The organism is Erythrobacter sp. S57(2025) (genome assembly GCF_057365055.1).
The window spans coordinates 3139798-3160610 of the sequence record NZ_CP200299.1 but is presented as its reverse complement, the minus strand read 5'-3'; the positions used below and the strand labels follow the sequence as shown (position 1 = coordinate 3160610).

The 20813-nt window shown below is 53.7% G+C and carries 19 protein-coding genes; 6 read left to right on the top strand and 13 right to left on the bottom strand.

Annotated features, from left to right (window positions below; all coding sequences use genetic code 11):
* Positions 1–17 precede the first annotated feature (17 nt).
* Genes rfbB through rfbA form a run of 4 tightly spaced genes read right to left on the bottom strand, consistent with a single transcriptional unit; the run spans position 18 to position 3349 of the window.
* Positions 18–1070, bottom strand: a complete 1053-nt coding sequence (rfbB, locus tag AC0V6N_RS15155) for a dTDP-glucose 4,6-dehydratase (RefSeq protein ID WP_486172372.1) — start codon at positions 1068–1070, stop codon at positions 18–20.
* On the bottom strand, positions 1063–1920 hold the full coding sequence (gene rfbD / locus AC0V6N_RS15150) for a dTDP-4-dehydrorhamnose reductase (protein WP_486172371.1): 858 nt from the start codon (positions 1918–1920) through the stop codon (positions 1063–1065). The genes rfbB and rfbD overlap by 8 nt, the downstream gene beginning before the upstream one ends.
* On the bottom strand, positions 1920–2462 hold the full coding sequence (gene rfbC / locus AC0V6N_RS15145) for a dTDP-4-dehydrorhamnose 3,5-epimerase (protein ID WP_486172370.1): 543 nt from the start codon (positions 2460–2462) through the stop codon (positions 1920–1922). Before rfbC ends, rfbD begins: the two co-directional genes overlap by 1 nt.
* A complete protein-coding gene (gene rfbA / locus AC0V6N_RS15140) occupies positions 2459–3349 on the bottom strand; it encodes a glucose-1-phosphate thymidylyltransferase RfbA (protein ID WP_486172369.1) in 891 nt (296 codons plus the stop codon). The genes rfbC and rfbA overlap by 4 nt, the downstream gene beginning before the upstream one ends.
* A 213-nt stretch (positions 3350–3562) precedes the next feature.
* Here rfbA and AC0V6N_RS15135 point away from each other — a divergent pair, with 213 nt between their 5' ends.
* Together AC0V6N_RS15135 and AC0V6N_RS15130 are read left to right on the top strand one after the other, a co-directional pair.
* A complete protein-coding gene (locus AC0V6N_RS15135) occupies positions 3563–4720 on the top strand; it encodes a nucleotidyltransferase family protein (protein WP_486172368.1) in 1158 nt (385 codons plus the stop codon).
* The gene (locus AC0V6N_RS15130; protein ID WP_486172367.1) at positions 4717–6393 is read left to right on the top strand and encodes an ABC transporter ATP-binding protein; all 1677 of its coding nucleotides are present in this window, start codon (positions 4717–4719) and stop codon (positions 6391–6393) included. The genes AC0V6N_RS15135 and AC0V6N_RS15130 overlap by 4 nt, the downstream gene beginning before the upstream one ends.
* On the opposite strand, the gene AC0V6N_RS15125 is transcribed toward AC0V6N_RS15130, so the two are convergent.
* From AC0V6N_RS15125 to AC0V6N_RS15110, 4 genes are all read right to left on the bottom strand, one after another.
* Positions 6390–6671 carry a PqqD family protein gene (locus AC0V6N_RS15125; protein WP_486172366.1) on the bottom strand — a complete coding sequence of 94 codons (282 nt, stop codon included), beginning with the start codon at positions 6669–6671 and terminating at the stop codon, positions 6390–6392. The two genes, AC0V6N_RS15130 and AC0V6N_RS15125, sit on opposite strands and share 4 nt — an antisense overlap.
* 21 nt (positions 6672–6692) lie before the next feature.
* Complete coding sequence (locus tag AC0V6N_RS15120; RefSeq protein WP_486172365.1) at positions 6693–7487, bottom strand: hypothetical protein; 795 nt, start codon at positions 7485–7487, stop codon at positions 6693–6695.
* A gap of 589 nt (positions 7488–8076) precedes the next feature.
* Positions 8077–8205, bottom strand: a complete 129-nt coding sequence (locus tag AC0V6N_RS15115) for a lasso RiPP family leader peptide-containing protein (RefSeq protein ID WP_486172512.1) — start codon at positions 8203–8205, stop codon at positions 8077–8079.
* Positions 8206–8250: 45 nt separating this feature from the next.
* The gene (locus tag AC0V6N_RS15110; RefSeq protein WP_486172364.1) at positions 8251–10110 is read right to left on the bottom strand and encodes an asparagine synthetase B family protein; all 1860 of its coding nucleotides are present in this window, start codon (positions 10108–10110) and stop codon (positions 8251–8253) included.
* 112 nt (positions 10111–10222) lie between these two features.
* Here AC0V6N_RS15110 and AC0V6N_RS15105 point away from each other — a divergent pair, with 112 nt between their 5' ends.
* From AC0V6N_RS15105 to AC0V6N_RS15090, 4 genes are all read left to right on the top strand, one after another.
* Positions 10223–10702 (top strand): lasso peptide biosynthesis B2 protein, encoded by a 480-nt coding sequence (locus AC0V6N_RS15105; protein WP_486172363.1) that lies wholly within the window; start codon positions 10223–10225, stop codon positions 10700–10702.
* A 168-nt stretch (positions 10703–10870) separates the two neighbouring features.
* A complete protein-coding gene (locus AC0V6N_RS15100) occupies positions 10871–11143 on the top strand; it encodes a hypothetical protein (RefSeq protein WP_486172362.1) in 273 nt (90 codons plus the stop codon).
* Positions 11144–11256: 113 nt separating this feature from the next.
* Entirely contained in the window at positions 11257–12669 is a 1413-nt protein-coding gene (locus AC0V6N_RS15095; RefSeq protein WP_486172361.1) for an O-antigen ligase family protein, read from the top strand.
* A complete protein-coding gene (locus AC0V6N_RS15090; protein ID WP_486172360.1) occupies positions 12666–13400 on the top strand; it encodes a hypothetical protein in 735 nt (244 codons plus the stop codon). The genes AC0V6N_RS15095 and AC0V6N_RS15090 overlap by 4 nt, the downstream gene beginning before the upstream one ends.
* Here the strand turns inward: AC0V6N_RS15090 and AC0V6N_RS15085 are convergent.
* From AC0V6N_RS15085 to AC0V6N_RS15065, 5 genes are all read right to left on the bottom strand, one after another.
* A complete protein-coding gene (locus AC0V6N_RS15085; protein WP_486172359.1) occupies positions 13387–14184 on the bottom strand; it encodes an enoyl-CoA hydratase-related protein in 798 nt (265 codons plus the stop codon). The two genes, AC0V6N_RS15090 and AC0V6N_RS15085, sit on opposite strands and share 14 nt — an antisense overlap.
* A gap of 12 nt (positions 14185–14196) precedes the next feature.
* Positions 14197–15210 (bottom strand): acyl-CoA dehydrogenase family protein, encoded by a 1014-nt coding sequence (locus AC0V6N_RS15080; RefSeq protein WP_486172358.1) that lies wholly within the window; start codon positions 15208–15210, stop codon positions 14197–14199.
* Positions 15210–16358: an acyl-CoA dehydrogenase family protein gene (locus AC0V6N_RS15075; protein WP_486172357.1), complete on the bottom strand. Its 1149-nt coding sequence runs from the start codon at positions 16356–16358 to the stop codon at positions 15210–15212. Before AC0V6N_RS15075 ends, AC0V6N_RS15080 begins: the two co-directional genes overlap by 1 nt.
* A gap of 167 nt (positions 16359–16525) precedes the next feature.
* Positions 16526–16927 (bottom strand): response regulator, encoded by a 402-nt coding sequence (locus AC0V6N_RS15070; RefSeq protein ID WP_486172356.1) that lies wholly within the window; start codon positions 16925–16927, stop codon positions 16526–16528.
* Between the two features lie 6 nt (positions 16928–16933).
* Entirely contained in the window at positions 16934–20734 is a 3801-nt protein-coding gene (locus tag AC0V6N_RS15065; RefSeq protein WP_486172355.1) for a CheR family methyltransferase, read from the bottom strand.
* Positions 20735–20813: the final 79 nt, after the last annotated feature.

Sequence of the window (20813 nt, the reverse complement as noted above, 5' to 3'; positions counted from 1 at the left end):
CGGCTGCGGCTTGGGCATCAGGCCTTAAGCAGCGGCCGCCACCAATTCTCATTGTCGAGATACCAATGCAAGGTCTGGCGCAGCCCCTCATCAAACCCTCGCTGCGCCGAATATTCAAGCTCTGCGCGGGCTTTGGTTTCATCAATCGCATACCGGCGATCATGCCCTGCCCGATCTTGCACAAAGGTTTTGAGTGTCTCGCTCTTTTTCCCCTTTGCCGCAGGTGCATCGGGGTAGCGATCAACCAACCCATCTACTTCTTCAAACGCCCTATCAACCTCACGGCAGATTGCATCGATCACATCCATGTTGGGAAGCTCTGCGCCCCCACCGATATTATAAGTTTCGCCCGGCTCACCCCGTCCTAAGCAGGCCTCAATTCCGCAGCAGTGATCCTCAACATGCAACCAATCGCGCACATTCATACCATCACCATAAATTGGCAGTGGCTTGCCCGAAAGCGCATTAAGAAAGAACAACGGGATCAATTTTTCGGGATATTGGTAGGGCCCATAATTGTTCGAACAATTAGTAGTCGTCACATTGAGGCCATAGGTATGGTGATAGGCTCTGACGAGATGGTCCGAAGCGGCTTTTGACGCTGAATAAGGCGAATTGGGTGCGTAGGGTGTGGTTTCACTGAAAGCTGGATCAAGCCTGCCCAAAGATCCATACACCTCATCAGTTGAGATGTGATGGAAGCGGTGCTCCTGCTCTTTCTTATCGAGCCAAACTGCTCGCGCCGCCTTTAGTAAGCTGTTTGTCCCTAAGATATTTGTATCAATAAAGGCATCTGGACCGCTGATCGACCGGTCAACATGGCTTTCAGCGGCAAAATGAACAACGGTATGAATCTCGCGTTCACGCAAGAGCTTTTCCACTAAGGCTTGATCACGAATGTCACCTTCAATCAATTCGGCAGCCGGGGCGCTCGCGATAGTAGATCGATTGCCTGCATAGGTCAGAGCATCGAGGACAATGACATGATCATCAGGATGTCTAGCATTCCAGAAATGCACAAAGTTGCCGCCAATAAAACCAGCTCCGCCGGTAATAAGTAAATTAGCCAAGGGCCGCTTCCTCTTTCAGCATTAGACGCAAATTGGTGCGCCAATGAGCTGGCATGTCGCCAAGCTTCTCACGGGTTGCTGAGCAATCCAAAAGCGAGAATGCGGGGCGCTTGGCGGGGGTTGGATAATCTGCGGTTGTGATCGGTTTGATGACAGGGATTTTATCAATCAAGCCCAGTGCATGCGCCTCCTCCGCAATAGCCACGGCGAAATCATACCAGCTAGCAACCCCCGCATCGCTGTGGTGATATGTGCCGCTGGCTTCCGCTTGCACGAGACCCCAGATCACTCTGGCAAGGCCTTTCGCACAGGTCGGAGAACCGATTTGATCCGCCACAATGCCAAGCTCATCGCGTTCTTTCATCAATCGGATGATCGTGCGAACAAAGTTGGCACCACCTGCGGCATACACCCATGAAGTTCGCACCAACAAATCTGACGCGCGCAAGTGATCTTCGCCTTCGGCCTTTGTCCGACCATAGGCGCTTGTGGGAGCACGCTCATCATCAGTGCGGTAAGCACGCGGGGATGCCCCATCAAAGACAAAATCAGTCGAAATATGCACCAGTTTTCCGCCAGACTTCGCCATCGCTTCCGCCATGATTTTGACCGCAACTGAATTTATCGCCCGAGCGATTTCCTCTTCGAATTCAGCCTTGTCGACCGCAGTGTAAGCAGCCGCGTTAATGATGATCTCTGGTGCTTCAACTGCAAGGCGAGCCGTGAGCATTGCGGCGTCGGTGAGATCAACATCATCGACATCGATTGCATTGATTTCCGCAAAGGCTGGCGCGGTTTGCTGCAGTGCTGCACCCAATTGGCCGCCTGCTCCTGTGATCAAGACCCTCATCAGAATGCCAAGACCTCGTTCAAGGAAACACCTTCACCGTCCTTTTCGGAGACTATCGGGGAGGTGGAATCTAGTGGCCAATCCACCCCAATGCTCGGGTCGTCCCATGCCAGCGTTCGCTCGTTGTTGGGGGCGTAGGGCGCGGTGCATTTGTAGATGAAATCGGTATTATCTTCGAGCGTCAGAAAACCATGCGCGAAGCCTTCTGGCACCCAGAACATACGCTTATTTTGCGCAGTAAGTTCAAGACCAACCCACTTGCCAAAGCTTGGTGAGTTCTTGCGCAAATCGACCGCAACATCGAACACCGCACCTTGAGTCACGCGAACCAGCTTGCCTTGTGGTCCGGGATTCTGAAAATGCAGCCCACGCAATACGCCTTTTTGCGAGCGGCTGTGATTATCCTGAACGAAGGTGAGATCGAGTCCAGCCTCAGAAAAAGCGGCAGCGTTCCAGCTTTCCATGAAAAAACCACGGTCGTCCCCGAACACGCGCGGCTCAATAATCAATGGACCAGATATGGCAGTTTCGACCAGCTTCATGAGATCACTGAATTCTCGAGCAAGCCGATCAGATACTCACCGTATCCCGACTTGCGCAGCGGCTCCGCAATACGCGCTAGTTCCGCATCGGAGATAAATCCTTGCCGCCAAGCAATCTCCTCAGGACATGCAATCTTAAGACCCTGGCGTTCTTCAGTGATGCGCACATAGGTAGCAGCGTCTAACAATGAGGCATGTGTACCGGTGTCCAACCATGCGAAGCCTCGCCCCATTATCTCAACCGACAGGGCACCTTCTTCAAGGTAGAGCCGATTGAGGTCCGTTATCTCCAGCTCTCCGCGCGATGATGAACGAAGATCGCGCGCGCGATCCACAACCGTGTCATCGTAAAAATAAAGGCCAGTTACGGCGTAGTTGGACTTCGGCTTGGCTGGTTTCTCTTCGATCGACACCGCAGTGCCGGCTTCATCGAACTCGACAACGCCAAACACCTCAGGATCGGTAACGCGATATGCAAAGATGCTCGCTCCATGGTCTCGCTTACTTGCATTGTTCAGCAGGTCGGGCAAACCGTGACCATAAAAGATGTTGTCACCCAAAATAAGAGCACTTGGACAACCGGCAACGAAATCAGCTCCGATATGAAATGCTTGTGCCAGCCCCTCTGGCTTGGGCTGCTCAGCATAACTCAGATTGACGCCAAAGTCGGAGCCATCGCCCAAAACACGCTGGAACTGCTGCGCGTCTTCTGGCGTCGTGATGACCAAGATGTCCCGGATTCCGGCCAGCATCAAGGTGCTAAGCGGATAGTAGATCATCGGCTTATCAAAGATCGGCATCAGCTGCTTGGACACACCGCGGGTTAGCGGATAAAGCCGCGTACCGGACCCTCCGGCGAGGATGATACCCTTGCGTGGTTGCGCCAATGTCTTGCACCTTTGGTAAGCGCTCTACGGGAAGGAAAATCGCATCGCAGGCGCCATTCTAGGGGTCAACAACTATTCTGACACTCCTCGTGCCAAATTCGCGACAAGCTGGTCAAACAGGCCCAATTGCCTCATTAAGCTAGGCAGACGGTGCCAAGCCCCTTTGAAATCGAACTGCTTAAAGAAAGCGCGACCGAGCCACGGCTGATATCAATGACCGGAACATCCAACATTGACGGTTTTTTGGCTGGCGCTGTGCGTGTGCTCCGTGATGAAGGCGCGGTCGCATGGCCATTTGATAATTCGATTGCTTGGACCGACGTTTGGACCCGCATCGAGCTTCATGGGCTACCGCTAATTCTCCAAAAAGGCGTTCAGCATCTAAAGAATTGGCCCAAAGACCTGCTCAACCGCGTTGCCGAAGAGGCACGCTTGATGGTGCTGTGGGAGGCCACACACAAACAAGTCCTGAACGATCTGCTCGATGCTCTGCAAGAGACCAAAATTGAAAATGTGGTGATGAAGGGGACAGCCCTTGCCTATTCTCTACACGATGATCCAGCGACCAGACGGCGCGGCGATACGGACTTGCTGATCAGGCCGGAAGACAGAGAGCAGGCGCGCTCAATTCTTAAAGAACTCGGCTGGTACCGAAAGCCTGATCCGCATGGATTGAACTTTCAGGAAGGGTGGCTGCATGATGCCGCAGGCTATTTCGCTCACGCGGTGGACCTGCATTGGGAACCTTCAGAGCGTGCCGTATTGCAATCAGTTTTACCATTGGATGCTTTTTTCGATGACAAGCAAGCGCTGCCTGCCTTCCATTCTTCTGCTTTCCGACCAGACTGGGCGTGGATGATAGTCCATGGTGCGATCAATCAGAAATGGCACGAGGTTCACGGTTACGATGCCGAGCATGCAAGGCTTTCTGGCATGCGGCGGCTGATTTGGTCGATTGATTTCGACTTAATGACTTCAGTCATGACTAACTCTGACTGGCTGCAGCTTACCAATCACTGCGACAAAAATGGAGTTGGCCCGTTGGTGGCCGAGGCCCTAAGGGGCGCACAACGCGATCTTGGCACGTCATTGCCAGAAGCCGAAATGGCAACCTTGGAGGGCGGCAGGCTTGATCCAGACATCGTTGCCTATTTTTCTGACCTTGATGGACTTAGTCAGTTTTGGCTAGATCTACGCAAGTCAGATGGTTTCGAGGCAAAAGCCCACTTGCTTGGCTCACGCATGTTCCCGCCAAGGGGGCATCTGCTTGAAAAGTATCCGACCGCCCAAAGATGGCCGACAATTGCGCTCCAGGGACGGATGATCCTGGAGACAACAGGCCGAATCTTGCGAAGGACGGTTACGAAATGAGCTGGAGATTCTGGGCTGAATGGGCGAAGCGCTTTCGCTGGCAACTCCTACTAATTGGCGGGCTAACTGGCCTCAGCTCCTTCGCGACCCTTGCTGTCCCTTGGCTCGCCGCCCAGCTCTTGGGCGGACTAGTATCGAAAGGATCGGGTGGCGCCTTCACCCCGGAAATCGGACAAACAATTTCGCTCCTAGTGCTGGCCTTACTGCTCTTGACGATCCTCAATATCGCGGCGGCCATCCTGTCTGAGCGTGCATCACTTCGCATTTTGACCGAGTTGCGAAAACGCATCTACAATCACGTTCAATTGATGCGGTTGAGCTTTCACGATGCATCAAAGAATGGCGATATACTCGCGCTCACTTCTTACGAAGTCGGAAGTCTCAGCGACTTTCTCGCGAGCACGATCGCAAATGCACCAGCGATGATTATGACAGTGATAGGCGCGGTCATTATCCTGTTTTGGATCGACCCGGTGATGGCCATAGTCATTCCGATTGTGATCCCGTTTTTTACCATCATGGCACGGATAGCAGGCAGGCGACTGCGGCTATTGTCTGGAGAGGTTCGTGCGGCTGAAGCCAACCTAACTACGATCGCCGAGCGTGATTTGGAATTACTCCCTGCCATCAAGGCTTTTGCTGTTGAAGACTACCACCGAACCAATTTTGCCAATGCGGCAGAGACTTCTCTCAGACTGGGCGCACGACTAGCCCAGCTTAACGCGTTTGTGGGGCCCACTATGGCCTTCGTAGCGGCAATCGCGGCCATCGCAGTTCTGGTTTTTGGTAGCGAAGCTTTGAGCAGCGGGGAGCGCACCGTTGCAGAGCTTTTCGCATTCTTACTTTACGCCGCACTCCTTACTCGGCCTGTTGGAAGTCTGGCGGCGATGTATGGCTCATATCAAATGGCCCGCGGAACGGTAGCCCGCCTAGAGAACGTGCTGGCACTTGAGCCTGAGCAAGGCCACGCCACTGGAAAAGCCCTGAAAAGAGCGAAGGGGGAGATCGCGATCCAAGATCTTTGCTTTAGCTACGCCGGGCGAAATCAGATTTTCAATGGATTGAGCACGGAAATTCGCGCCGGTGAGATTGTTGCCCTTACGGGTGGAAACGGCGTTGGCAAATCAACGCTAGTTCGCCTTCTACTGCGGTTTTACGAACCACAGTCGGGCACCATCAGTTTAGACCAAACCAACATCTCGGACTTAAACATCCAAGATTTGCGCCAGCAGTTCGGTTACGTGCCCCAGCGTCCATTGTTGTTCAATGGCACTATTGCCGACAACATCGCTTTTGGGCAGCCGGCCGACGATTCGCCGGACGCCGTCAGGAATGCGGCGCGGCTGGCTCAAGCCTACGAGTTCATTGATGCGCTTCCAGAAGGCGTCGAAACGGAAATTGGCGATCATGGAATCCGCCTATCGGGGGGACAACGCCAACGCCTTGCACTTGCCCGCGCGCTTTACCGAGCCCCTCCAATTTACATATTGGATGAGGCAACCAGCATGTATGATTTGGAAAGCGAAGCGGCCTTTGTCGAAAGCTGCGTTTCAACACTGAAAGGTCACACTGTGATAATCATTACGCACCGCTCGGCGAGCATGGCTCTGGCTGATCGCGTGCTAGAACTAGACGAGAATGGGCTGACCGAAGTCAGTCGACAGGCAGGCTAGGCGACCTCTTTCTCAACCAGTTCTTGTTCCTGAAGCTGTGCTGCCAAGGCAAGCAAGTCTTGCTCGATCCGTTCGCGCGGCGCATCAAACTCAGCTTCGATACAATCGCAGATTTCAGTTAGGCTTAGTGGCTGTTCCGAAAGCAATTCCCAAACCCGTCCGCCAACCGGATCAAGTCCGAAATACTGTCCGCTTGCCAGATCGAGCAATACCACTTCCCCGCCCACTTCACGGGCGACAACATCACTGGAAACCGAATAGCGTTCGTCGAGATTCATGCTTTTCCCCGTTGTCACTTTTCAATCCGCTCGGCTACCGCAAAGTGTCTCAATCACGGCGTCGCGCACTCGCGGCAATTCCGCGTAGTCCCGCGTAAAGTCAAGCGAGTAACATTCGATGTCTTGCGACAAATCAGCAAGTCGCGCGAAGTGACTTTGAAGGCGCTCCCTGTCCTCAACATCTAAGATGAAAGCATGCGGCATAAGTGCACTCAGTGCCTCTTGAAGAGAGTGTTGCCGGATTGAGAGCGGTGCGGCGTGATCGGTCCCAAGCAAGTAGATTTGTCGCAAGGGCGCTGGCTGATCGGCGAAGGGTAAGGAGCTTGCTGCCTCCACATCTTGTTTCAAGTCTGTATCTTCGATTGAAGCATCTTGCCCGAACAAAAACTGCGCGCTGTCTGCAAACAGCCTCAACTTTGAACGTTTGGGCTGAAGCCAATATTGCCCGTCCTTTAGCTTCAGATCGATCACGTCTTCAGTCAGAAAGGGGTAACCAGCTTTTGCGAATGATCCTGCAAGTGTTGTTTTGCCACCGCGCGATAAACCTAAGAACGCGACCGCGTTTCGCGCCACCCTGTCGAATGCATCAGGGATGAGAACCGCGCTGCCGTGGAGGAAAAGTCCCCCACAATGATTGCCCAGAATTGGTTCGATAGCGTTGTGATAAAGGTTTGTGATCGTTGCTTCGTCACATTCTTCCGTTGGCCATCCACGAACCTCGAACGTATCGTCTGCACTATTGGGCGTCAGCGAGAAATCGCCTTGAGCAGGAAAACGGATGAGGAAAGCCGCGTCTGATCGATGGAATTCGGCCATGCAGATGCCTTCTGGCGAAACCCACCTATCATAAGGTTCGGTTTGTAAAGGGCGCTGGGCCCGTGCACATTCAGGTAGCCATTCCATCGTCAAAATGACTTAGCGGCAAGTAAGAGGTAGAACCAAGCGTAGACCGGACATCACCGGTTATAATTCAATATGTGGGCGCTGAGAAAGATCGAGAAAGTGTTTGTCATGACCATCATGGTAAACTTGCGTCGATCACAATGGTGGAGTTCGCGAATCATTTTTTCCTTCGATCGACTGATTCGTAGGCTAACAAACGGACCCGTTTGTTAGCCCTTGGACGATGTCAGTCGAGGCAAGAAATCACCAGGCAGAAATCTCTCAATCTCATGTGCTCAGGCCACAACGATGGGCCGACGCGTTGCGCTTCGTCCTGCGTTTGTATCCGCGAGCCACGGCCATATTGGGACCCGGCCTTAGCGGTCTACTGTTTGCGATTTTGAACGCAGATCCTGCGAATAAGGCTTTTGCCTTAAAGGCTTGGACGGAAAACGAAAAAGGCACCCAGTGGGTGCCTTTGCCGATCACACTTACCGCCCGAGCAAGAGCGAAACGCGACTAATCAGAAACGTGAGTTGTTAACCGCACCATCACGGAAACGCGTTCCGCTTCCGCCGGTAAGATTGCGTACTGAACCAAAGACAGTAAGCTTCGGAGCTTCATATTTCGCTTTTTTGTTCTCGTTGACCATCTTCATATCCTGTCCGGTTGCACCCCCAGTGGCAGGGTTAATTTCTCACGAGTGATACAAAAATGCTGCGGTTGCGTAAAGGCCCCAAATTTCCCACGCCCAATAGTCGCCTTCTGGCGTGTTAAAATCGATGTCTAAAAGCCAAGAGAGTTCGTTAACGTCGCACACGTCTCTTAACCGATCTGCACCATATCGTCTTACATAGTCGGCGAATTGCAAATCGATCTTACTGTTGGTGAAATTGGCTTTGCTAGTTCGGTTCAACACGACATCAGGGAGAATGTCTGACATCGCCAACCTGTGCACGTACTTGGTGGTCGCCCCTCTCCGCTTAATATCTGTGGGAGTGCGGAGCGAGAATTCGATGAACTTTCGTGCAAGCATTGGGTGCCGCGATTCCACCCCAATCTGGGCTCTTTGCCGCCGCATCAATGAATAAGAGAGATCACCAAACGGCGACATCGCCAGATTGTGCTTAGCCCAATCAATGGCTTTGCTCGGAAGCTGATCTTCATAAGCCTCCTCAGCCCGGGCAATGCTCTCGCGCAATTCGGGCGTTAGCCAGCGCATGGATGGATCACTTGTGCGGCTCTTAGCTCGCATCCTCGCGCGAATGCGTTTCCGGAGGGATTCCGGAGTTAGCTCCCCAATTACTTGTCGGCTGGCGTCATTGAGCGCGCGAAACCACCCGGAACTTGCGGCATCTGACCGCAATGCGCGTAAAAACCTGGCAGTATCTGCTTCGACCAAATACTCGCGGTAGTCCAGAATATTGCCGGTTAGCCACTCATCCCCACCAACACCATTGATTATGACCCTCCCGCCATCGGAAACCACGCGCTGTTCCATCCCCAACATCATTGCACCGTTTGATGGGATGGCTAGGTCATGATGAAAGACTGCATCCCTCTCATACCAATCAATATCGGGATCAAAGAGTGGCACTTCGACCAACTCGCGATCAACATGCGCGGCAGCTGCGCGCGCATATGGAAGCTCGAATGCATTCCCCCCTTCTTCCGCAGCCAGTGAATATCCCTCAAAACCTGGCGCAAGCCATCCGCCTTGCTTCTCCAACTGATCGGCAACCAGAAAAAGGGCGGAAGAATCAAGCCCGCCGCTTACAGCGACACCAACTTGACGATGCGATCTAGAAGTTCGTTTGACGCAGTCGAAGAGCAGTTCGCGATAGTGTTCAGCGTATTCGTTGTCAGAATTGTAGCGGATCGAAATTTCGGTTGGCGGCGTCCAGTACCTGTCGGTTGCTATTCGTTGACCGTCGAAGCGGAGCGTGTGCGCACGTATTATCCGCTTCACTTCTTTCCATGGCGTTTCCTCGCGCAGAAACCAGCGATTGGTCATGATTTGGGCAAGATAGTCGTGATTGGGCGTCAAAGGCGCTTTTGCAAGCGAAGCCAGAGTTCGAAAATCCGATGCAAGGACCAATCGCCTATTGTCGACGATGTAATAGAGCGGAAGAAATCCCATGTGGTCGCGCGCAGCAAAGAGCGTGCCGCCATTCAAGTCGGCTACGATAAGCGAAAACTCGCCTTCCAAACGGCTTGCGCATGAATGGCCCCATGCCTGGTAGGCGCGCATTGCAATCTCGGCATCAGATCGATTCCGCAGCGCAAAGCCTTTGGCGACCAGATCAACAGTAACTTCATCTGGGTTGAGCAGATATCCATCGAAGACAATTGCGAACTGCTCGCTTTCGCATTGCAATGGTTGCATTACTTCTGTTGATTCAGCGTTGGTGTGCTGAATAGCGGCCACCAGTCCCATAGGCCCAGACTGCCAGCCTCCTGACTGGTCGTGTGGAATGGCCGCCAGAGAACTGCGCATCGTTTCGACCTGATCAGCACGCACTCCGTCAAGGGCAAAGATGGCTCCGATCGCTGACACTTTAGAGCTCCGACCTCATTTGGACCGCCACATAGAGAAGCGCTGAATGGCTTAAATGGCACGATTGGCATAGCGCGCAAGACTATGGCATGGCTGGTCGAATAAGCGGATCATGAGTGCAGCGCAATCACGAGCGACCCCAGCGCCCGGAGAAAGACCGGCGCTCGGTGATGTCATCTGGCTAACGCGCTATTGTGCACGCGGATTGATCGAACTTGTTGCTGCACGGGTGGGTTTTGCTCAATTCGATGTCAGAGAAATTCCTGAGCGCAATGCGCAATCAAGAGCGCATGCCAACGACAGCGCTCAGATCGATGGACGGACCATTGAGCGCATCTCCTATGTGCTACCACGCCTGTCAGATAGGCTGCCCTGGCGCAGCGACTGTTTAATCCAAGCAATAGCGGCGCAAAACTGGATCAGCGCATTGGGCGCTGCCAGCGAAATCCAGATCGGTGTCGAAAACCCCCCAGATAAAGAGTTCAGCGCGCATGCCTGGTTAACCTATCAAGGGGCAATCGTTACCGGCGGTGATATCGAACAGTACGATGTGATTTTGTCCGATTCGTCGCATGATCAGGATTTTCGCTGATCGTTAACGGACCAAAACGACCATTTGTATCGATACGGGCTTGGATCCCTGAACGCAGGCCGTTTCTAAGCAGTGCATTTACCGTCCTGAGCAACCCTATGGTTGTCAAACGCGCTGCACTGCACTAGTGATGCTTACGTAAGCGATTCACAGAGGACGTATTTTCCGATGTTAAAGACAACAACACGCCTGATGGTTGCGACATCCGCAGCAAGCATGGCGTTTGCGCCTATTGCAGCACAGGCCAACACCCGCGCGGGTGACAGTGCGCCTGTATATGTGACCTCGAACGCTCAACCTGGACTCGCTCGCTCTGCTGAAGGCGAAGACCTTCGCGGGAAACCAGGCATTTTGATTGCTCTTCTGGCCGCTGCAGTTGCGATTGCAGGTATCGTCGTAATGGCAGACAACGAAGACGATGATATTTCGCCAGGCGCTTAAGCTAAGCCAAGTCCAACCTATCCAAACGGATCGGTAGAGAAATAAGCGCGCGACTTTGTCGGGCGCTTTTTCTTTGTGTAGTGCACAGCTGAGCGTTCGCCGAGGCTGAAAGAATGGCAAAATTTTTGCAAGCATCTGCCCAAATCAATTCCCAAGCGCAAACCGCATACCAGCCAGATCATAAATCGGTTTGGGGGTCACTCGCCATCGTTTTGATCGCGGCTTTCGCGCTTGGCGGCGGGGGATCCAAATACGGTCTTTCGAATTTTGCAGTTCAAGTAACAGCGCTCGCTGCTTTGTCGCTCAATGGGCCGGCGTTTTTCGGTTTCTGGAAAACAGCCCCCAGCGCCTTGAAGTTTCTCATCCTAGCCACCTTAGCGCTGCCATCCTTTTATATCATTCCATTGCCCTCGGGCATTTGGGCAGAGCTCCCTGGCCGTGAGTTAATGGTGCAGTCTTTCGATTTGATCGGAGGACAAGAATGGGCAACTGTCAGTGTTGACCCCATCCGAACTGCTCTCGCCCTCACGGCATTGATTTTGCCACTAGCCGTGCTGACGATTGGCTGGAGGGCGCCTCGTGATCGCCTTGTCCTAGTCGGCTGGCTTACCGTTGGGCTAGGCTTGTTGCATTTCCTGATCGGCATCCCACAAGTTCTATCGACCGGCCAGGATTGGCTACTCTACCCTGAAAACAGGATGCCTGGAGTCTTGTTTGGGGCTTTTGCCAATCGCAATTCGGGGGGCCTGTTCCTAGTCTCAGTATTGGCATTGGTTACCGTTCTCCCAGCACCGGCGCGCTTCGCTCACATTGCACTTCCCGCCCGCGTCACGATCTGCGCGCTACTGGTTGTCGCCATAGTTCTAACACGCTCTCGGACGGCGCTTGTATTGGCCGCTCTTCCGCTTGCATTTGGCTTTGTTCGTGCGGTTTCTTGGCAGTTTAAGCGATCGAAAAATGGTGCGATAAGCGGAGCACGTACCAAATGGCTGGCCTTCGCCCCTGCCGCCCTTTTGATCGCTTTGGTCGGAGGCACGCTTGTAATCGCGCCGGGTCGCGTCAACGACGTGCTCGAGCGGTTTAATCAAACAGAAGATGCGCGAGCCTACGTCTGGGAAGACGCCGCGTATTCGGCGCAGCGCTATTGGCCAATTGGCGCGGGCACAGGCACGTTCGACGATGTGTTCCAGATCGACGAATCGCTCGAAAACATGACTTTGCGGCGCGCGGGCCGCGCGCATAATGACTACATTGAAGTTGCTATCGAAACAGGGTTGCCGGGCCTAGTTCTGATCGCAAACTGGCTGTTGCTTGTCGTGTGGCTGTCATGGCGAGCACGGCATTCACCGCAAAGATGGATCGCTTGGAGCGGCGCGATTGTCCTTCTTATTATCGCACTACAATCAATCACCGATTATCCGCTGCGGAACCTCACGATGCTAACTGTAGGCGGCTACGCATTGCTCATCCTTGTGCGATTTGGAGCACCACCAATAGCACCGACGAAGCAAGAGGTGCTGGTATGATTAAGACGATCGCTTGGTGGACCAGCCTTGTTCTCGTCGCCTCTGTTACCTTCGGGTTGCAACTCGACCGGCAAGTGCAGCGCACACCTGCGCTGGCTGAGCGTGTGCCCGAACCCTTCCGTTCCTCCGCCCAATTGCCGGTGGCTGCTTATGCGCTTGCAGGAGACAATCCTGATTATTCCTTGCAAGAAGCTGAAAGACTGGTGCGCAGACGGCCACTTCCCGCTGAGCACTTAAGGGTTTTAGCGCAAGCTCAGGTTGCTGCGGGCTTATTCGATGAAGGAACTCTCTCTATCCAGTATGCCGCCCAACGGGGCTGGCGGGATCCATTGGCGCAAGAAGCGATGTTGCGACTGGCCATTGATGCTGGAGATTCAGCAGAGGCCGCGCGCCGATATGCCGCTTTATTTCTTCGCCGCGACACACAAGACGCCTTGCTTGAAGAACTGGGTCCACCCGTACTCTCAGAAGCTGGAGGTCTTGGCCGTCAAACGTTGGCAACCATCGTCGGTGGAGGTGAGCGCTGGCACAATCAGTTTCTCAATCGCGGGGCACGGGTGATGGCACCGGATGCCTTTGTCGAGATCATCCGTGAGACCGTTGGATCGGGTACGTTATATGATTGCGAAATCTTGGAACGAGTAAGTACGGTGGTCACGGTGCGTGATGAGGTTGCAGGTCATGAGCTGGACGTCATTGCTGCTCAGCAATGCGGACCTAACGCCCCTTAAACTGCGGCGAGCGCTTCTCAAGGATAGCGTTTACCGCCTCCTGGTGGTCTTCCATCTGCTGAAGGACGCCCTGTGCAGTCGCCGCTTTGGCAAGGCTATCTTCTAATCCCATACGCTGAGCTGAGAGCATGATTTCCTTGCCCTTGCGCAAAGTGAAGGGAGGATTTGAAACCACCTTGGCTGCTAGCGTTCGAGCTGCATCCATCAAAGCTTCGGGTTCAACAACCTGACTGACCAGCCCCCATTCTTGCGCCTTATGCGCGTCGATAGCCTCAGCGGTGTAAAGCATCTCAGCTGCCCTAGCATAACCGATGATGCGCGGCAGAAACCAAGCACCACCATCGCCGGGAATGATCCCAACTTTGAGAAAGCTCTCGGCAAAAACAGCCTTGGTCGATGCGATGCGCATGTCGCACATGGTCGCCAAGTCATTGCCAGCGCCAATGGCGGGCCCGTTGACCGCAGCGATCACGGGGACCGTCAGCCTCTCCATCATCAAGGGGATACGTTGGATGCCTGTCTTGTACCAGTCCTCGATTTGAAGCGGGCTCATGGCTTTTTCAGCGGTCATTGCACCGATGTCTCGTAGATTACCGCCAGAGGAAAAGGCTTTGCCCGCGCCGGTCAGAATGACGCAACTGATAGAACGATCTTGCTCTGCTTGCGCCATCGCATCGAGCAGCCCATCGACCACCTCGTCCGACAGAGCATTGCGCGTTTCATCGCGATTGAACGTGACAGTGGCCACGCTATCTTCACGCTCAAATAAGACGGGATCAACCATGCTCTATGTCTCCTAAATCGCTCTGCTGATATGGGGCCAAAGGCGCGGTTCGTCCTCAGATAGGACGGAGTGCCCTAACCTCGTAGCCCACTCAGCCTCGGCTCCAAATTCATCTTGCCATTGCCACAGTCGCCGGGTGTAACGGCCAAGTGCATATTCGCGCGTAAACCCCATCGCTCCATGCGCCTGATGCGCGGCAGCGGCTACGCGCGCAGCTGCTTCTCCGCAGCGAATTTTAGCAATCGCGATTTCGGAGATTGCTTGCTCCCCAATGTGATCGTCTATGCGAACGGCATCGCTAGCGAGCTCGACTGCTGCAATCGAGGCTGCCGTTTCGCAAGCAATGTCAGATAGGTGATGCTGCACCGCCTGAAACCTTGCCAGAGGACGGCCAAATTGTTCGCGTTCTTGCGTATAGTTCAGCGTTAGATTGAGCACCGATTGCATAGCACTTGCCATCTGCGCCGCACGAACCATCGCGGCTAGAGCCTGCATGGCTACAGGTGTCAGCCAATGGGGAGCCGCCGCCCGAAGTACGGGTTCTGGCCACGGTTTCGCTGGTAGCCCAGCCCCGTCCTCGGCCTTCGGCACTGGGCTTATCTCACTTTGCGACAGATCGTGGAACGACAGCCAACCATCGTTTAGCAAGATGGCTCCATCTAGTTGCAGGGCATGGGACAAAGGCGCCGAATTGTCGTTGGGATCGGCCAAGCCAATTCGCCCTTTGGGCGGCTCAAGACCGGCAGACGAAAGTAAGCCATTAGCAAGGATTGTGTCGGCAAGAGGAATTGACGCAGCACAAGAGCCAGCCAGTTGGGCGACCCCGCAAACTTCTGCGAGGTTAGCGCCGAAACCGCCATTTGCTTCTGATGCGCAGAGCAGGGGAAACCCGTTTTCCTCAACGGTCACCCACAATTCGTCAGCCTCTTCGCCTTGTCCGTTGGCAGCATCAATTTCGTCCAGTGGAGCAGCTGCAAAAATCCGCTCGAGGCTGTCCGCGATCAGGCTTAAGTCGCCTCCCTCCATCACCGCATCCCCATTTCACGCGCGATAATACCGCGCAGAACTTCCGTAGTGCCACCGCGCAAAGTGTTGGAAGGCAGGTGCAAAATCGCTTCACGTAGCAATAGCTGCAAACCTTCAGGCCAGTCACGTTTGGGGATGTCAGATAGCATCGTGCGAACACGCGCGACGATATCGTTTTCGAGCCGATTGCCCATTTCCTTTACCACTGCAGCGGCCGATGCCGGCGAATCGCCTTGGTCGAGCATCTGCGCGACACCCATCGACATCCGGCGAAGGACGCGCAAGTTGGCTAGGATTGAGCCAATTTCTAAGGCCCGGCGATTGTCCGCCTGTGCCGCAATTAGTGGAAGCGCTTTTTCAAGCACCACAAGCGTCGTCAAAAAGCGTTCAGGACCTGACCGCTCCAGCGCCAGCTCTCCCATACATTGCGCCCAGCCGTTGCCCTCAAATCCTAACAAGGCGTCTTCGGGTAGTTCAACATTCTCAAAAAGGGTTTCGTTAAAATGAGGCGTGCCACCCAGGTCTTTGATGCCCGATATCTCAATGCCGGGTAGACTCAGATCAACCAGAAATTGCGATAAGCCCACTTGCCGGTTGCGGCCTTCTGCTGGCGAAGTTCGGGCAAGGACGATCATGTAATGGGAGAAATGAGCGCCCGTGGACCAAATCTTTCGACCTGACAGCAACCATCCTGCATCCGTCCTTACCGCAGAAGTTTGAATTGCGGCTAGGTCGGAGCCTGCTTGCGGCTCACTCATTCCGATCGCGGTAAAGCATTCGCCTGCGGCAATGCGCGGCAAGATCGTTTGCTTTTGCTCTTCCGTTCCAAAGGCAAGGATATGGCTTCCTGTCTGCCGATCGGCAACCCAATGGGCGGCAACCGGCGCACCAGCAACCAGCATTTCCTCAGTCACTACAAACCTGTGATGGTTGGGGCGACCTTGCCCGCCATAGCGTTCAGGCCAAGTCATCCCAAGCCAGCCTTGCGCACCCATTTTTCGGCTGAATTCGGGGTCAGCGCGAGAAACCCAACAGTCAGCTGCCGGTGTAAACCCGCCATCGCGACATTGTGTCAGAAGAAAAGACCGAACCTCTTTGCGCAACGTGGCCGCAGCGCTGTCAAACTCAAGCCGCGGAAATTGAAACATCTGCACTTGCTTTGATCCCACGAATGACAGCTTCAATCCGTCCTTCATGCCACGCTGGCTGCAAAATACCAGCGTGTCTTAGTCTTACTAATGGACAGATGTTGAAGCCCAACGAGGTGACAGGCAATTCGCAGCCCGCCAACCGCCACCAAATAGGGGTTCACGGGCTAGCCGTTGGCGGCCAATTCAAACGAGCCAGAGACGCCGCGAGCCTTCAAGACAGCCTGAACAATCTCAGATGGCGTAGATGGTTTGGGCAGGAAGACGGCTTCTGGCACAATTTGTGAGTGCCCCAAATTGGCGTGGCCTGAGTGAATAACAACAGGCACACCCTGCTCAATCAGCCTCCCTGCAAGAGGCAAAGAGTCCCCGTCCATCAGTCGAATATCCAGAATTGCTGCATCGTATTCGCCATGATCGATCAAGGTCGTCGCATCAGCGATGGTTGCTGCCATCTCAACGCGTTTCGCCCCAGCTTCGCGCATGATGGCTTCTAGGTTTATTGCGAGAAGAAATTCGTTCTCGACCACAAGAACGCACAATCCCTCTAAGTATTGACTCATTTCCATATAGCATCACTCATTCACACTGATAGCGAACTGAATATCTGCACCATTTTCAGTAAACAAACGTTGGAACTTGCCGCGCAATTGGCGGACACCCGTTTCGATGAGCATACTCCCAAAGCCAGAATGCGAATTGGGCGGATTGAAAGCGGAGCATCGTTCAATCCAATGAAGCTCGACTTTGTTGTCATCATCAAACCGCCAACGAATTGACAACTCGCCGTTAGCGTCGCTGAATGCACCATGTTTCATGGTGTTGGTCGTTAGCTCATGGACTATCAGTGTCAGAGTATTCACCGCTTCGGGATCGACCAAAACATCTGGTCCCTGGATGCTCAGTTTTTGCGCTGATCGATGCGGCTCCAAAACCGAAAGCAGCAGCTCCTTTAGATCAATGCCAGCGGATGCTTTCTCTTTGCGTGCAAGATCATAAACGCGACTGAGCGATACGATCCTTTCAACGAGCTCGTTTGCAACTTTGCGCGTTTCCTCGTGCTCTTTGGGTACCGCCTGAACCAGTCCGCTTATAACCGCAAAAAGGTTCTTGATCCGATGGCTCATCTCATCAAGCAGCAGTCCTTGCTGTTTTTCAGCGGTTACATCTAGTGTTGGGCCTACAACCTTCCGGCGCCCATCCAGCGCCGTGTAGGGCAATCCCCGCGTTCGTACCCATCTGCAGTCGCCACCGGGCTCGTCCACCCTGAAATCGAGTTCATACTCTTCATCTTGTTCGATCGCGCGGCGCAGGCTTTCTTCGAACAATGGAGCATCTTCGGGTGCAAAGCTTTCAGACAAAGTTGCAAGCGGTATGGTACCGGCCTGATCGATAGCCAAATGCTCAGCTAGGACATGATCAACGGTCACCAGCTCGCGTTCAACATCAACCTCCGCGATGCCCATGCGCGCCGCTCGCATAGCCAATGACCTGCGAGTGGATTCAAGCTCGAGTGCGCGTTGCAGCGTCATCAGCTCTGTCACATCGATACCAAGACCGACGACCCGCCTTTTGCCATCTGCTGACAAATATGGCCTAGCATGAACTTGCACCCATCTTGGCTCCGCTCCGTCAACCGAGATGCGCGCTTGGTAAGCATAACCCGTATTGGCCTGGAGCGCTTCGTCCCGCACTTTCACAAACTCGGTTGCATCACCGGGTTGCAAGTTCTGAAAGAAAGCATCGCGATGATAGATGCCAGCATTTGGCAACCCGGCCAATTCGGCAGCTACAGTATCGACCTCCATCTGTCCGGTTTCTAGGTCTGTGTCCCAAGAACCCATTCGCGCCGCTTGCATCGCCAGCTTCAACTTCTCTCCTTGCGCAGAGAGATTGTGGCGAAGCTCAACCTCCTGAGAAATATTGATCAATGTGACTGAAACGCCTTCCACAGCGCCGTCGCTAAAGAAATAGGGTGTAATGCGTAAGAAGAACGATTGGCCGCCTTGATTGTGTTCGATGGTGGCAGAAAACGAATTGCCAGTGTCCATCACCTTGCGGGCATGCTTCATCAAATCAAGATCGCCGATGGGAAGTTTGAACTCGCCCAGGATGCGCCCCTCGTCTGAACGCATGAATGGCACCAGTCTTCTGGCAGCATCAGTTGCGTGGCGAATTCGAAGCTCGCGATCCAAGACAATCATGGAAAGATCGGAAGACTGCAGGAAATTATCGAGATCGGCATTCGCAAGTGTCAGTTCATCAATCTTGTTTTTGAGTTCCTCATTGGCGGTTGTCAGCTCTTCGTTGGCCGACTGGAGCTCCTCATTCATCGACATCATTTCTTCGTTCGAACTCTTGAGCTCCTCATTGGCCGTCTCAATCTCCTCGACCTTGACGCTGAGTTGGAGCCGCATCTTCTGAAGTTCGTCTTGTAAAATCGCTATCTGGCGATCTCGCGTAATCGGGCGCACGGCAAATTCATCGACAATGGGCCTGAGGCGATCCTTCGCCAGAAAAACCACCGCAACTGTGTCATCAGGCAGAGGATGAGCAACTATGTCGGCTTTCTGAACGCCGAACTGAGAAGTTACCTCCACATCCTTCATAGCCCGGCGTTCACCACTGGCTCTCGCGTCGTTGAGGAGTGGGGCGATCACATCGATCACACCTTCACGCGCAAGCGTGCTGATGTAATCATCGGCGCCTGGCCGTGACATCATGAAGAGGCTGAGATCGCCAGAGCCATCTAAAACTCGCCCTTCTTGGCACACTCTTACAAACGGTGGGGCATAATGCTCATAAACTGCAGCATTGCTTGAATCCAAACTTTTGCGACGCAGAAGTTCGTCTTTGCGTTCAGGCTTCACATCCCGTCTTGGAATGCTTGGGGAACCGCCCATGGCCAATGGCAGCGTAATTGGGAGGCGCTTAACCTTGTCATTCCGCTGAAAAATTCGAGAGCGCTGCGCAACTCCGATAAACAGTTCACTGCGCTTTGTTACACTTTCGGAAGGTCCCAAAAATAGGAAACCGCCTGGACGCAAACTAGAATGGATTAGAGGCAATACGCCGTCCTGCAATTCGTCTCCCAGATAGATCAGCATATTCCGACAAGAAATGAGATCGATCTTGGAGAAAGGAGGATCTTGGACCATGTTATGGATTGAAAAGCGCACCATCTCGCGCAGACCCGAAGCAATTTCGAACCGGTCGCCCTGTTCGACAGTGTATGCCTTGCGATAGGGCTCGGGTATCTCACCCATTGCTGAGAGAGGATAAGAGCCTCTGCGGCCCTGCTCAATCATAAGCTCATCAATGTCCGTCGCGAAGATCTGGATTGACGGTCGGCAAGCGAGTTCGAGACAGGCGTGATCGAGTAGCATGGCGAGCGTGTAGGCCTCTTGCCCACTCGAACAGCCCGGGACCCAAACGCGGACAACATCAGTCGATTTTCGACCTTGGATGAGTGGCACCATGACCTCCTGGCGCAAGAGCTCAAAGTGCTCTTCGTCGCGAAAGAAGGACGTGACATTTATTAGAAAATCTTGCGCAAGAGCGGCCTGCTCTTCTGCATCTTGCGCCAGCTTAATGACGTATTTTCCGACATCGCCAATCTCGTGCAATTGTAGACGTCGGCTAAGCCGCCGGAGCAAAGTCGAGCGTTTATATCCTGAGAAATCGATGCCAACGCCCGCTTTCAGAATATTCAATATATCGCGCAACACCCTTTCCGCAGCGATCTGATTTTCTGGGAAAGATGACTTGTCCGCCCCATTAAAGAAACTCTTGATCCGCGTGACAATATCAGTGGCAGGCAAGGTGAAATCGACAAGCTTGGTACTGATTGCAGAAATGGGCATGCCATCGTAGCGCGCCTCTACGGGAGACTGGACAACGCTAATACCGCCGGCTTCTTTCACTTGCCGGAGGCCCGCTGTGCCATCGCCCCCCGTCCCTGAAAGCACCACACATGCCGCCATTTCGCCTTGCACTTGAGCTAGCGATGTGAAGAAGCTGTCGATTGGCCTTCGCAACCCGCGTGGCTCACTGAACTTGTCCAGTCGGAAATGCTTTCCGTCAATCCTCAAATCAGATCCTGGTGGGATTACATGCAAGCAATCCGGCTCGATGTGGTCTCCGTCGGTGATCTGGCGGACGTTCACCTTCGTCTTATTAGACAAGAGCTCAGCCATCATGCTTTCGTGACAGGGGTCCAAATGCATCACGAGAACGTAGGCTATGCCGGTTTCGCCATCGATATTGGCAAACATCGCGGTGACTGCCTCAAGTCCGCCCGCTGACGCCCCAATTCCCACGACTGGATAGTCCAATTGCGCGCGTTGTTCAGCCACTTGAACTGAATTCTCGTTCACGAGCCACCTTCACGTAAATATGCGTCAAATAACCGATCAGTATCAGTGCGATATTATCGGAGAGGCGGTGTTGCCTCTT